General features: G+C 71.9%; 11 protein-coding genes and 1 pseudogene. 4 read left to right on the top strand and 8 right to left on the bottom strand.

The window, feature by feature from the left end; translation table 11 throughout:
• The first annotated feature begins 294 nt into the window (after positions 1-294).
• Complete coding sequence (locus IZR01_RS42355; protein ID WP_194927121.1) at positions 295-1,860, top strand: hypothetical protein; 1,566 nt, start codon at positions 295-297, stop codon at positions 1,858-1,860.
• Between the two features lie 16 nt (positions 1,861-1,876).
• Here the strand turns inward: IZR01_RS42355 and IZR01_RS42350 are convergent, their stop codons facing one another.
• The 7 genes and pseudogenes from IZR01_RS42350 to alr form a co-directional block, all read right to left on the bottom strand.
• Positions 1,877-3,487, bottom strand: a complete 1,611-nt coding sequence (locus IZR01_RS42350) for a DUF2142 domain-containing protein (RefSeq protein ID WP_194895865.1) — start codon at positions 3,485-3,487, stop codon at positions 1,877-1,879.
• Positions 3,484-4,611, bottom strand: a complete 1,128-nt coding sequence (locus IZR01_RS54835; RefSeq protein WP_438939719.1) for a glycosyltransferase family 2 protein — start codon at positions 4,609-4,611, stop codon at positions 3,484-3,486. The genes IZR01_RS42350 and IZR01_RS54835 overlap by 4 nt, the downstream gene beginning before the upstream one ends.
• A gap of 75 nt (positions 4,612-4,686) precedes the next feature.
• Positions 4,687-5,727, bottom strand: a pseudogene (galE, locus tag IZR01_RS54830) (UDP-glucose 4-epimerase GalE); the annotation flags it as partial.
• Positions 5,724-6,203, bottom strand: a complete 480-nt coding sequence (locus IZR01_RS42335; RefSeq protein WP_228561213.1) for a DUF2304 domain-containing protein — start codon at positions 6,201-6,203, stop codon at positions 5,724-5,726. The gene IZR01_RS42335 and the pseudogene galE, both read right to left, overlap by 4 nt.
• Positions 6,200-6,922 carry a glycosyltransferase family 2 protein gene (locus tag IZR01_RS42330; protein WP_194895866.1) on the bottom strand — a complete coding sequence of 241 codons (723 nt, stop codon included), beginning with the start codon at positions 6,920-6,922 and terminating at the stop codon, positions 6,200-6,202. Before IZR01_RS42330 ends, IZR01_RS42335 begins: the two co-directional genes overlap by 4 nt.
• Before the next feature lie 47 nt (positions 6,923-6,969).
• Positions 6,970-8,124 carry an alpha/beta fold hydrolase gene (locus IZR01_RS42325; RefSeq protein WP_194927120.1) on the bottom strand — a complete coding sequence of 385 codons (1,155 nt, stop codon included), beginning with the start codon at positions 8,122-8,124 and terminating at the stop codon, positions 6,970-6,972.
• Between the two features lie 53 nt (positions 8,125-8,177).
• On the bottom strand, positions 8,178-9,359 hold the full coding sequence (alr, locus tag IZR01_RS42320; RefSeq protein ID WP_194895868.1) for an alanine racemase: 1,182 nt from the start codon (positions 9,357-9,359) through the stop codon (positions 8,178-8,180).
• 104 nt (positions 9,360-9,463) lie between these two features.
• Between alr and IZR01_RS42315 the strand changes: the two genes are divergently transcribed.
• The gene (locus tag IZR01_RS42315) at positions 9,464-10,267 is read left to right on the top strand and encodes a GNAT family N-acetyltransferase (RefSeq protein ID WP_194927119.1); all 804 of its coding nucleotides are present in this window, start codon (positions 9,464-9,466) and stop codon (positions 10,265-10,267) included.
• A 77-nt stretch (positions 10,268-10,344) separates the two neighbouring features.
• Here IZR01_RS42315 and IZR01_RS42310 read toward each other — a convergent pair whose 3' ends face one another.
• A complete protein-coding gene (locus tag IZR01_RS42310) occupies positions 10,345-11,151 on the bottom strand; it encodes a DUF4232 domain-containing protein (RefSeq protein WP_194927118.1) in 807 nt (268 codons plus the stop codon).
• 122 nt (positions 11,152-11,273) lie between these two features.
• On the opposite strand from IZR01_RS42310, the gene IZR01_RS42305 reads away from it, so the two are divergent.
• Positions 11,274-11,867, top strand: a complete 594-nt coding sequence (locus IZR01_RS42305) for a helix-turn-helix domain-containing protein (protein ID WP_194927117.1) — start codon at positions 11,274-11,276, stop codon at positions 11,865-11,867.
• Between the two features lie 4 nt (positions 11,868-11,871).
• On the top strand, positions 11,872-12,834 hold a 963-nt coding region (locus tag IZR01_RS42300; RefSeq protein ID WP_194927116.1), incomplete at its 3' end, for an MFS transporter.

Here is a 12,834-nt window from a genome sequence, read left to right as displayed (position 1 = left end):
AAGCAGAGCCGGCGTGGCGGGAGCGGTGAGCGGGGTGGTGGTGCGGCGGCAGGTGGCTGATGCCGGCGGCGTGGGCGGCGGTGAGGTCAGCGCGAAGTGCGGCAATGCCTGCGCGGTGAGCGGGGTGGTGGTGCGGCGGCGCGTGGCTGATGCCGGCGGCGTGGGCGGCTGGCGGCCGGGCGGAGCTCCTGGCGGGCCGGGATCGCGGCTGGCCGCGTGGAGCGTTACCGGGGGCGTTCTGGATCGTTCCCCCGGCAGCGTGGGTGGTGAGTGGATGTGGAGAGGCAGGGCTCGATGAGCGGTTGGGCTTCGGGCCTGCGGCGTGTGGTGGTGCCGGGTGCCGAGGTGGTGGCGGCGGTGGCCGGGGGGCTGGTGATGCCGGTGGCGGCGCGGTTCGTTGATGTGGATCCGTTGGATCGGACGGGGCAGGTCAGTGCGTTGGCGGCGTTGCAGGTGCGGTACACCGTGCTCGGGGTGGTGCTGATCGGGGTGCTGATGTTCTGCCACCGGTGGCGCGGGGGGCGGGCGTATGACGTGGCGAAGCGGGTGGTCTGTGCTGCGCTGGCGGGGCTGGCGTCGGGGTTCTTGGCCGGCGGGATTGTGGTGGCGTTGAAGGGGACTCCGTGGCCCCTGTTCGGCCTGTCCGGGGACACTGGGCGGTTGGTGGAGTGGTCGGCGTCGATCGTGCATGGCCATGGGAACCCGAATCCGACGTATCCGCCGCTGACGCTGCACGCGTTGGCGTGGTGGGCGCAGCTGTTCCACCACGGCGACACCGCGGCGGCGTTCCGCGATATGGAGATCGGTGGGGCCGCTATTACCGGGCCGGCCGCCTATTGTGCGTGGCGGTTCGTGTTGAGTCCGTTGTGGGCGCTGGTGGTGGGGGTGGTGCCGGCGTACTCGATCATCGATCCGTATAAGCCGTATGGCGCTGTTGTGATGATCGTATTGCTGCCGGTGTTCGTGGTCTCGGTGCGGCACACGATGCGGGTCGGGGACATGGCGTGGCGGCGGGTGTTGGTCAGCGCGGTGTTGTTCGGGTTGCTGTATTCGCTGCTGTTCCTGATCTATCCGGGCTCGTCGTTGTGGAGCGCGCCCGGGTTGGTGGCCGCGGTGCTGTTGCTGTTCCCGTGGTCCAAGGTGCGGGTCGGGCGGCTGTTGGCGTTCATCGGGGTGACGGTCGCGGTGTTCGGGCTGCTGTGCGGCTGGTACGTCAAGGACCTGACCGGGCCCGGCAACGTGGATCGCGCCTACGGCTTCGACGCGTACACCGATCCGGCGTTCTTCTCGATGTGGCGGACCGACATGCCCGGGGACGTGGGGCAGTGGCCGCCGCCGGGCGAGTTGGCCGGGCTGGGGCTGTTCAGCGTGCTGACGTTCGCCGGGGTCGGGGTGGCGTTGTGGCTGGGCTGGCAGCGGCCGCTGGCGGTGACGGTGGCGTGCGTGTTCGGCGGCACCTGGCTGTGGCGGATGGAGATCGCGTCGCGGATGTGGGCGACGGGCACGGTGCAGCTGTGGCCGCGTACCGGCAACCAGCTCCTGTACTGCGTCCTGGTGCTCGGCGCCGCGGCGACGGCGTTCGCCGCCACCCGCCTGGCCGGCTGGCCGCCGCTGCCGTCGCGGCTCGGCGCGCATGTCGGGGCGCTGGCCGCGGTGCTGCTGGTGCTGGGGAGCGCGGCGTCGTCGGTGTCGGACTACTGGATGCCCGCGAAGACGAACAGCTACAAGATCCTCGCGTACGTGTCGCAGACCATGCGCAAGCCGGACGGCTCGTGTCCGAAGTACGCGCCGAACCATCAGTGCTCGGCGACCGGGGATCAGTCCTGGATGAACAACTTCGCGGGGCCGCGGAACCACTAAGGGGCGATGAAGCGACTCAGGCGGCCGGCGGTGGATGCCACAATACGTCGCGCCGCCGGACCGCGACCGTCGCGACCAGCACCGCGAGTCCGATCGCGTACACGACCCACCACAGGATCCAGCCGCCCGGCGGGCTCCACTGGATCGGGGTGATGCCGTACTTCCGCCAGCCGCTGTGCGCGTACCGCGTCATCGACCAGTAGAAGGCCCCGAGCCCGGCCAGGCCCAGCACCACGGCCGCCGCGGTGGGGACCCGCCGTTCCAGCGCGCCGGGCAGGTCCGCCCCGACGCGGCGGGCCATCAGCAGCCCGGCGAGCACCGGCAGGCCGAGGACCCAGGCCAGGATGTAGCGGCCCTGCCAGCCGATGCCGAAGCGCTTGGCCTCCAGCACCTGCGCGACCAGCGGGATCGCCACGGTGCCGACGACGAGCGCCGCCACCACCGCCGTCTCCCGGAGCCGGCCGACGCCGAGGGCGCACAGGATGAGCAGGCCGGCGACGGCGTACCAGGCGATCGTGGTGCCCGGCGGCAGCGCCACGTCGAGCCAGCCGAGTTCCCCGACCACCTGCATGATGTAGGTGCCGGAGCTCCAGAAGACCTCGTTGAACACGACCCCGGGGGTCAGTGTCGGGAAGGACAGGTTCGAGGTCGTGAGGGTGTCCGCGTACCGGCTCCACAGGAACGCCGCGACCCCGCCGACCACCAGCACCCCGGCCATGATCTGGACCGCCCGGAACCGGGCCAGCCACGCCAGTTTGCGCGGTCCGGCCACGATCACCAAAGCGACCAGCACGGACGCCACGAAGGCGATCCCCAGGCTCCGGGTGTTCGCCAGCAGTGCCCCGCCGACGGCCAGGCCCACGGCGCGCCGCGTCACCTGGCCCGGTTTCGGGTCGTCGTCGAGCGCCAGCGACATGCCGGAGGCCCAGGCGAGTACGGCGGCGGTGGCCTCCATGCCGTTGGAGTTCACGGTGCCGCTCAGGAACAACGCCATAGGGGTGCCGCTGGCCACGACTCCCAATACCGGCCAGCCGGGACGGCGCCAGCCGGAGGCGATGCCGACGGCCGCCGCGAGCAGCCCCGAGTTGAGGAGTGCGGACGCTAGGCGCATCCCATATAGCGCTCCCACTCCGGGGAGGAACAGGCTGGGAAGCCCTACAGGGAAGTAGTAGGCGGGGTTGTAGTTGCCTGCGGAGGTCTCGACGATCGCCGTGGAGTTGTCGGTCCCGAACTTCTTGCCGCAGGCCGCGGAGACGAGTTGGTTGCGGAAGCAGGCGGACATCGCGTCGAGGGTGTTGTACTTGGCCGGCAGCGGATAGCCGAGCCAGGTCTTCTCGAAGCCGCCGCTGATCTCGTGGCGCGAGGTCGAGTTCACGAACTCGCCCCGGGCGGTCGCGGCCGCCTTGACCATGTGGGAGGGCTCGTCCGGCGAGGTGGACATCGGTGAGGCGAAGGCCCAGCCGGCGGAGACCAGGAAGAAGCCGATCAGGGCCAGGAGCCACGGCCGGTTCAGGGTGCTGACGACGCGCTGGCGTGCTCGGGTGGTGCGGCCCGGTACCTCGGGCAGGATCGGGTCTGGTTCCGGGAGTGGGAGGAGCGGCGGGTCGGACGCTCCGGGTCCGCTCACCGGGCCGGTCCCCTGGTCGGGGTGGCTGAACTGCCGGAACCGGCCGAACGTGCGGAACCGGCCGAGCCTGCGGAACCAACCGGTCCGATCGAGCCCGCGGAGCCCGCGGAGCTCGCAGAATCAGCTGACCCCGGTCCCGAGCCCGCGGAGCTCGCAGAGCCTGCTGACCCCGGCCCTGACCCCGAGCCCGCCGATCCCGAACCAGCGGCACCCGAACCGGCAGCCGAACCGCCGGCGCCGCGCCGAGTCGGCCCGAAAGCGTAGGCGGCCAACGTCCGCACCCCGTTGCGGCTCCCCCGCCGCAACGCCCCCGGCAACAACGTCGCCGCGTGCAGCCGCGACGACAGGTGCAGCCGAGCCGCGCGCGCCGCGTGTCGCCAGCCCAGCCCGTCCATCTTCACGGCCTCGTCGAGGAAGAAGTCCCGCTCCTCGGCGAAGCGGGCGCCGCTGTGGGCCCGCTCGCTGGAGACGCTGACGGCGTGCCGCCGGTACTGGAAGCACACCGTGTCGCTGACCACGATCTGCGCCCCGGCCCGCACCCACTCCAGGGTGAGTGCCAGGTCCTGGACCACCCGCAGGTTCGGGTTGAATCCGACCTCGGTGATGACGTCGGCGCGCCAGCAGATGGCCGGGAAGTACATCCAGTTGCCGCGCAGGAGGCTGACGGCCAGGGATTCGCCGCCGAGCACCAGCGCGCCGCGGAAGCGCGGGGCGTAGACGCGGCGCTTGACCTTGTCGACCCAGGGTTCGACGACCTCGCCGTTCTCGTCGATGACCTCCACGCCGGGCTGCGCGAGGCAGACCCGCGGGTAGTCGCGCATCAGGGCTCGGACGGTGCCGATGTAGTCCGGCAGCAAGCGGTCGTCGCTGCCGATCATGGTGACCAGCGGTTGGGTGACCAGGCTCAGGCATTTCTGGAAGTTGCCGGTGATGCCGAGGTTAGTCTCGTTGCGTTCGTAGGAGATCTTGTCGGGGCCGTGTTCGGCGATCAGGCCGGCGAACCACTCCGGGACGCCGGGTTCGGTGCCGTCGTCGACCACGGTCAGCCGCCAGTGCGGGTCGCGCTGGGCCAGGACGCTGCGCACCGCCTCCTGCATCATGGCGACGTCGCCGTAGTAGGGCATCAGGACGTCGACGACCGCCGAGGCCCGAGCCGAGGACCGGGCATCAGCCGCAGCACTCTGCCGGGTCGGCGCGGGCATGCCGGCCCGGACCCGGGCCCACGCCAGCGCGTCCCGGATGCCCTCGGCGACCGAGTACTGCGGCGCCCAGCCCAGCAGCTGGCGCGCCTTGGCGGTGCCGGTATAGGCGCCGATGACGTCGCCGGGGCGGCGCGGGGCGTCCAGGACCTCCAGGCCGCCGGGCACCACGTCCTGGAAGGCGTCGGCGAGTTCGCGGACCGTGGTGCCGTCTCCGGTGCCGAGGTTGATCACCTCGTAGGGCACCGCGCTGTGCCGGGTCCCCGGGACTGCGTGCCGCGCCACGATCGCGTCGAAGTTGTGCAACGCCGCGACGTGCGCCTCGGCCAGGTCCCACACGTGGATGTAGTCGCGGATCGCGCTGCCGTCGCGGGTCGGCCAGTCCACGCCGGTGATGTGGAACGGCTCGTCGCTCTGGTAGGCGGTGATCATCTTGCCCAGGACGTGCGGCGGCTCCGGGTTCGGGTTCCCGGTGCGGAACTCCGGGTCGGCGCCGATCGGGTTGAAGTAGCGCAGCGCGATGGCCCGCACGTCACCGGCCCGCGCCACGTCCTCCAGCACCCACTCGGTGATCGCCTTGGTGCGCGCGTAGGGGCTCGCCGGGCCGAGCGGCGCGTTCTCGTCGACCTTGCCGGACGACCCGGCGGCGTAGACCGAGGCGGAGGAGGAGAACACCAGCCGGCGGCAGTCGTTGCGGACCAGGCCCTCGATCAGCTCCAGGGTCTTGGTGACGTTCTCCCGGTAGTACCGGATCGGGTTGGCGACCGACTCCGGGACGATGGTCAGCGCGGCGCAGTGCACGGTCGCGGCCAGGTCCGGGTGCTCGGCGAAGACCAGGTCCAGCAGCGCGGCGTCGGCGATGTCGCCCTCGTAGAAGATCCGGCCCTCGGTGAACTCGCGGCGGCCGGTGGACAGGTTGTCCAGGATCACCGGGACCAGGCCGGCGTCCAGACAAGCCGAGGCGACCGTGGAGCCGATGAAGCCGGCGCCGCCGGTGATCAGGACCTTGTCGCCGGCGGTCAGCCCGGTGCGGCCGGTCATGGCCGCGCCTCCCGAACCGGGGTCTCGGCCACTGTCGCCTCGTGAGCCGGAATCTCGTGAGCCGGAACCTCGTGAGCCGGAACCTCCCGCGCCGAAGCCTCCCGCCCCAAAGCCTCCCGAACCACGGGCCGCCCCAGCCGCTTGGCGTTCATCTCGGTCGCGTCCCGCACCGCGATGACCCGGGCCAGCTCGGTGAATCGCGACTCCTGGGTCTTGAGCCGGAAGTAGGTGTTCACCGAGACGAAGACGAAGGCCACGGCCAGCGCGTAGAGCACCAGGTCGGTGCCGCGGCCGACGCCGACCTTGTGGGCCACCGAGTTCACCCAGTTGGGCCGCAGGATCGCCACCACCATCAGGGCGATGAAGATCAGGAACGCCAGCCGCTTCAGGGCCCTGGTCTGCACCGAGTACCAGTTCCGGATGAACAGCAGCAGGAAGACCGCCGCGATCACCAGCAGGATGGCCTGGATGATCATGGCGTCCTCCGCGACCGCAGCGAGAGGTCGAACAGGATGTTGACGCCGTTGATCAGGGACTGGCCCTTGGCCTTGGAGTAGTCGGTGTAGAGCACGGTCACCGGGACCTCGGTGACCTCCAGCCCGGAGCGCGCCAGGTAGTCGACGATCTCCGAGGCGTGCGCCATCCCGTTCATGGTGATCTTGAGCTGGGAGGCCGCGGGGCGGTTCAGGACCCGCAGGCCGTTGTGCGCGTCGGTGAGCTGGAGGTGGCGGGCCGCGGGGCTGACGGCGGCGACGGTCTTCAGCAGCGCGCGCTTGAGCCACGGGACATGCGCGGTGCCGCCCAGGAAGCGGGAGCCCAGGGCCACGTCGGCGCCGCCGTCGCGGACCGCCCGGACCAGCTCGGCGGCGTCCTGGACCCGGTGCTGGCCGTCGGCGTCGAAGGTGACGAAGTACTCCGAGCCGCCCTGGAGCAGCGCGTACTCCAGGCCGGTCTGGAGCGCGGCGCCCTGGCCCAGGTTCACCGGGTGGCTGACCAGGTGCGCGGCCGTGCGGGAGATCTGTTCGGCCGAGTCGTCGCGCGAGCCGTCGTCCACGCACACCACGTTCCGGAACGTCGGCAGCACGCCCGCGACGACGTCGGCGATCACCGAGCCCTCGTTGTAGACGGGGATGACGACCCAGACGTCGTCGAACTCCGAAGTCTCAGCCGAACCGGGAGCCTCCGCTGTCTGCACAGCTCCCAGACTGTGCGGTCATCGCATGATTCGCACCGTGATTAGCCCTAATGGCTTGGTGTCCGCACCCGGGCCAGGACCCGGCGGATCGCGCTGTCGACGGCGTCGGGGTGCTCCAGCGGCAGGACGTGGCCGCCGGCCGGGACGATCTCCAGTCCGGCCTGGCCCGGGTGCTCGGCGGCGGCGTCGATGCCGGCGGCGATCCGTTCGCTGTGGAAGGCCGGGGTGAGCAGGTCGTGGTCGCCGACGATGATCTCCACCGGCACCCGGGCCAGGGCCGGCAGCGCGGTGGACTTGTCGTGCCCGGCGAAGGTCGGGAAGAAGTCGGCGATGACGTCCATCGGGGTGCTGGACAGCATCTCGTCGGTGAAGCGGACCAGCGCCGGCGGCACATCGGAGGCGAAGGCGTAGCGGCGGGTGAGCAGCTGGGCCAGGTCGGTGCCGGCCCGGCGGGTGCGGTCGACCAGGGTGTGGCCGCGGCCGAGCAGCGCCAGCACGCCGGGGGCGGTGCGCTGGAACAGCTGCGCGGCCCGGGCCGGCAGGCCCAGCGTCATCTCGCTCCAGTGCCCCTCGGTCGTGGAGCACAGCACGACGCCGCGCACCCGCGCGTGCTCGTCGCCCTCCGGGCCGTCGAACAGCTCGGGGTGCTCGGCGGCCAGGGCCAGGATCGCCATCCCGCCCATGGAGTGCCCGACCAGGATCACGTCGCCGTCCGGGCACACCGCTTCCAGGACGGCGTGCAGGTCCCGTCCTATCTGGTCGATGGTGTGCGAGGCCGGGGCGCCGCGCTCGGAGCGGCCGTGGCCGCGCTGGTCCCAGAACACGCAGCGGTTGGTGGCCGCGAACTCCGCGCGCTGGTAGTGCCAGGTGTCCTGGTGCAGGGCGTAGCCGTGGCAGAAGACCAGGGTCGGGTCGGTCGTCACGGTGCCGGCGGCCCGGCGGCGGGCCCAGCCGGCGCCGCCGGAGAACAGCTGCGGGCCGTCGACCTCGACGTAGAGGCCGACGCCGTCGTCGGCGCGGACCGTCAGGGGCCTGCCGCGCAGGGTGCCGTAGGGCTCGGCCAGCCGGCGCGGTTCGGCCAGCCGGCGGACGGCGCGGCCGATGGTGGCGCGCTCGATGGCGAACCCGGCGGCCGCCCCGGCGGCGATCACGCCGACCGCGGCCCCGGCGATGCCCGCCTTCTTAGCGGTGCTGACTGCCATGACGCCCCTTCCACTCGACCGCCGCTCAGGTGGAACACCGGCGGCCCCTCACGTCACGGATTCCCGACGTAGACCCGTGGGACACGCGGACCGATCCGCGTGACGATCTCGTAATTCAACGTGCCGGTGGCCCGGGCCCAGTCCTCGGCGGTCGGCTCGCCCCGGTCGCCGGGGCCGAAGACCACGACCTCGTCGCCGACCCGCACGTCGGCGATGGCGGCCGGGTCTTCCAGGTCGACGACGAACTGGTCCATCGCCATCCGCCCGGCCACCCGGTGCCGCCGCCCGCCGATCAGCACCTCGCCGACGTTGGAGGAGTTGCGGGGCAGGCCGTCGGCGTAGCCGAGCGGGACCAGGGCCAGGGTCGTGGCGCGGGCGGTGTGGTAGATGTGCCCGTAGGACACGCCGTGGTTCGCCGGGGCGTTCTTGACCAGCGCCACCCGGGCCCGCAGCGTCATCGCCGGCCGCAGGCCGAAGTCCGCGCTGGTGGTGTCCGGCAGTGGCGAGAGGCCATAGAGCGCCAAGCCCGCGCGGACCAGGTCGAAGTGCGCCTCCGGCAGGCTCAGCAGGGCCGGGCTGTTCGCGATGTGCCGGACCTCGGGGTGCAGGCCGGCGTGGTCGGCGACGGCGAGCGCCCGGTGGAAGAGGTCGAGTTGGGAGCCGATGGAGGGGTGGCCGGGCTCGTCGGCGCACGCGAAGTGCGACCAGACGCCGGTGATCCGGGCCTGCCCGGCGGCCTCGGCCTTCGCGGCCAGCTCGACCAGCTCCAGCCAGTCGTGCGGCTGGGTGCCGCCGCGGCCCAGGCCCGTGTCGGCCTTGAGCTGCACCCGGGCCGGCACGCCGACCCGCTGCGCGGCGGCCGTGATCTCGTCCAGGACCCAGGGGGCGTAGGCGGTGACGTCGATCTCCCGGGCGATCAGCTCGTCCCAGGGCCCGCCGGCCGGATGCAGCCAGGCCAGGATCGGCCCGGTCAGGCCGGCCGCGCGCAACTCCAGTGCCTCTTCCGGCAGCGCGGTGCCCAGCCACGCCGCGCCGGCCTGCTTGGCCGCGCGGGCGCAGGGCACGGCTCCGTGACCGTAGGCGTCGGCCTTCACGACCGCCATCACCCCGGTGCCGGACTCGGCGACGATCTGGCCCACGCGCCGGGTGTTGGCGCGGATCGCGTCAAGGTCGATCCGCGCCTCGGCGCGCAACGGGGCGCCGGGCGTTAAATCGGTGGCGGTCGGATCTGTCATCGACGGTAGTCTGCCAGGCTGTCGCGGTGTTGACGGTGACGCTCGGTCCCCGTCTGTCGCGTCCGGGGCGGAGCAGCCCTGCTCACAGGTGGGGGTTCTAGATTTTGGATTCGCTGGAAGCGAAGGTCAACGGCTACCTGCACGGCAACGCGCGCGGCCGGGCCGTCAACGAGGCATGTGGCCCGTTCCACATCGGCTTCGACGCCGGCAACGCCAGCCCGTTCCTGAACTACGCGGTGCCCGAGGCCGGGGCGACGGTCACGCCGGCGGACATCGACGCGCTGGTCGCCGCCTTCGCCAAGCGGGACCGCACGCCGCGCCTGGAGTTCGCCCCGGGCGGCGCGCCGGGGGTCCAGGAGGCGCTGCTGGCGGCCGGGTTCGAAGTGCAGCAGCGGCTGCCGTTCATGCTGGTGACGGCGGCCGAGCTGGTCGGGCCGGCGGCGCTGGACGGCATCGAGGTCGTGGTGCTGGACGGCTCGGCGACGGACGAGGAGCTGCGCGGGGTGGCGTTGGCGCAGCGCGAGGCGTTCGGGGATTCGCAGGAGCCGCAGGACGACGCGGACTTCACGGACGACGTGGCCGGACTACGCGCGACGGTGACGGCGGGCAAGTTCGCGGTGCTTGCGCGCGGCGCGGCGGGCAGCGCTTCGGCCGGCGTGCCGATGGCCGGCGGGGCCTGCGGCTCGGCGATCGCGGGGACGACGGAGGTCGGCGGGATCGCGACGCGGCCGGCGTTCCGGCGGCGCGGCGCGGGGGCGGCGGTGACGGCGGCTTTGTCGCGGCATCTGCTGGAGAAGGTGGGGCTGGACTGCGTGTGGCTCTCGCCTGCCGGGGCCGATCAGGAGCGGCTTTACGGGTCGATCGGGTATCGCAGCCTTGGGGAGATGCTGTTCATCTGGAAGCAGTAGGCCTGCGGCGGTAGGTCCCGCGGCTACTGCCTCAGGCGGTGGGCCCGCGCCGGCGAGGTCGGGTCGACGGCTCGCCGCTACCCGGCCGCGCCGAAGGCGGTGACCTGGACCTGCTGCCCGCAGGGCTCGATGCCGTCGGTGCTGCCGAACAGGTGGGTGAGCGGCTCGGGGTCGCCGGGGATCAGGATGTGGACGCCGTGGGGACCGACCCACACGGGGTCGCTGTCGCAGACGTCGGCGTCTTCCCCGAGCGTCCACAGCACAGCGAAGAGAGTCAGTCCGCCCGGCGCCAGGATGATTTCACGCGGATCGCCGGGCGCCCGGGTGACCGAGATCGGTTGCGGCGTCGTGTAATCGGGAGTCGGGCACGAAGAGCCCGCCGCGCCTGCTGGCGGGCACAGGATGATCGTGTCCTCGCCGAAGAAGGCAAGGCCGGGCCAGCCGTTGAGCCGGCAACTGGACCCACTCGCGTTGCGCAGAATGAACTGGGTGACCCACTCGCCGGCGTTGCCGTCCTGGGATCGGACCTCGTTCGTCCCGTTGAGGGCGAGGTCCGCAGCGGTACACGCGGGTGTCGGCGGCGCTGACGGGCTCGTGCTCGGCGCCGGGGCCGTGACCGTGCGGACGGTGATCGGCGGCGGCGCCGACACCTTGACCGGCGGGGTCGTGGGTCGCGGCGCGGGATCGGAAGCCGAGCGCCCGGTAGGCCGCGCGGGAGAAGCCGCCGACGCTGGCGTCCCGGGACCGGCGGTTCCGGTCGGCCGCGCAGAAGACGTCGGCTGCGCTATCGCATCCGGTGCGGCGGTGCTGGTGCACCCCGCCGTGAACGCTGCCACCGCGATGGCCGTGACAGCCCACAGCACCCGCCCCCACCTGGCCTTCATGGGTGAATACTAACCCTGATCCAGTCCGCGATCGGCCCCCGTCGCCGGCCGTGCATCGAGTGTTCACCCTAATTGCAGAAGAAACCTTGCAGAAGATTCCTTCTGCAATTAGGGTCGTCTGTGTGACCCAACCTCGCCGCATCACGGACCCCGAAGTCCTTAAGGGCTTGTCCCACCCCCTGCGCCAGCGCCTTTTTCGGCTCCTCACGCAGCTCGGCCCCTCGACGACCACCATCTTGGCCGCGCACCTGGACGGCGCGGATCCGGGCCAGGTCAGCTACCACCTGCGGGAGCTGGGCAAGCGCGGCTTCATCGAGGAGGCACCGGAACTGGCGCGGGATCGGCGGGAGCGGTGGTGGCGGGTGCCGCAGGAGTCGTTCAGCTGGTCCGAGGCCGACTTCCGGACGCCGGAGGGGAAGGCGGTGGCCGACACCGCTTTCGCGCAGACGGTGCAGGACCAGTTCGAGCGGCTGGAGGCGTATGTCACTCGGAAGGCGGAGTGGTCGCCGGAGTGGCAGGGGGCTGCGACGACGACGAACTCGCACCTGCGCCTGACCCCGGAGGAGCTGCGCGGGCTGAGCGAGGAGCTGAACGTGGTGATGCGGAAGTGGGCGGAGGTCGGGCGGCGGGATCCGTCGATCCGGCCCGATGAGCAGCCTGCCGATGGCCGCGAGCGGGTGTTCCTGTTCCTCCACGCGTTCCCTGAGAAGGCCTGAGGCGATGACTGCTATAGCGAACCCGGCCGCGCTCCCCCGCCAGATCCCCGCTATACGAAACCCGCAGTATCTGCGCCTGCTCGGTGGCGCCACGATGAGCGCGCTCGGGGATCAGTTCTGGTACGTCGCGCTCGCCTACGCCGCGGTGCGCGCGGCCTCGCCGGCGGCCGCTGGGGTGGTCCTGTCCGTCTCGTCGATACCGCGCCTGCTGTTGGTCCTGTTCGGCGGTGTGATCGTCGACCGCTTCGACGCCCGGAAGCTGATGATCGGCAGCGACGCCCTGCGCGCCGCGGTCTGCCTGGCGGCGGCCGGGCTGGTGACGCGCCTGCCGGGGCTGGGACTGCTCACTGTCGTGGCAGTGGTGTTCGGGATCGTGGACGCGCTGTTCCTGCCGGCGTCGGTGGCGCTACGGCCGCGCCTGCTGGAGCCGCATCAGTACTCGGGCGGGGCGGTGCTGTGGACGTTGTCCGGGCGGCTGGCGCTGACCGTCGGGGCACCGCTGGGCGGTCTGGTCGCGGCCTCGGCGGGGCTCGGGGCGGCGCTGGTGGTGGATGCGGTGAGCTTCGTGGTGTCGGTGGCGAGCCTGATGGGCCTGCGGTCCCGCGCGGAAGTGAGTACGAGTACTGCCACCACCGCTGCCACAAAGCCCGCCGCGCGCAAAGAGCCATTCGGGCGAAGCTTCGTAGCAGGGCTCCGCTACATAACGCACCATCCCGTGCTGGGCCCCTACGTCCTCTGGCTGGCGCTGACGAACATCGGCATGGTCGGCCCGCTGAACGTAGGCGCCGCACTGCTGGCGACGCGGCGTGGCTGGGGCGCGCCGGGGATGGGCGTGCTGCTGACCGGCTTCGGCGTCGGGGCAGCGGTCGGCGCGGTGGTGATGGGCAAGGTGCGGATACGCGGCGGGCTCGGGACCTGGCTGGTCTTGGCCGGGGTGGTGCAGGGCGTGGCGGGGGCGGCCATGGGG

It is taken from the genome of Catenulispora pinisilvae, from assembly GCF_015356865.1.
Classification (GTDB): Bacteria; Actinomycetota; Actinomycetes; order Streptomycetales; family Catenulisporaceae; genus Catenulispora; species Catenulispora pinisilvae.
This window is presented reverse-complemented; position numbering and strand designations above follow the sequence as displayed.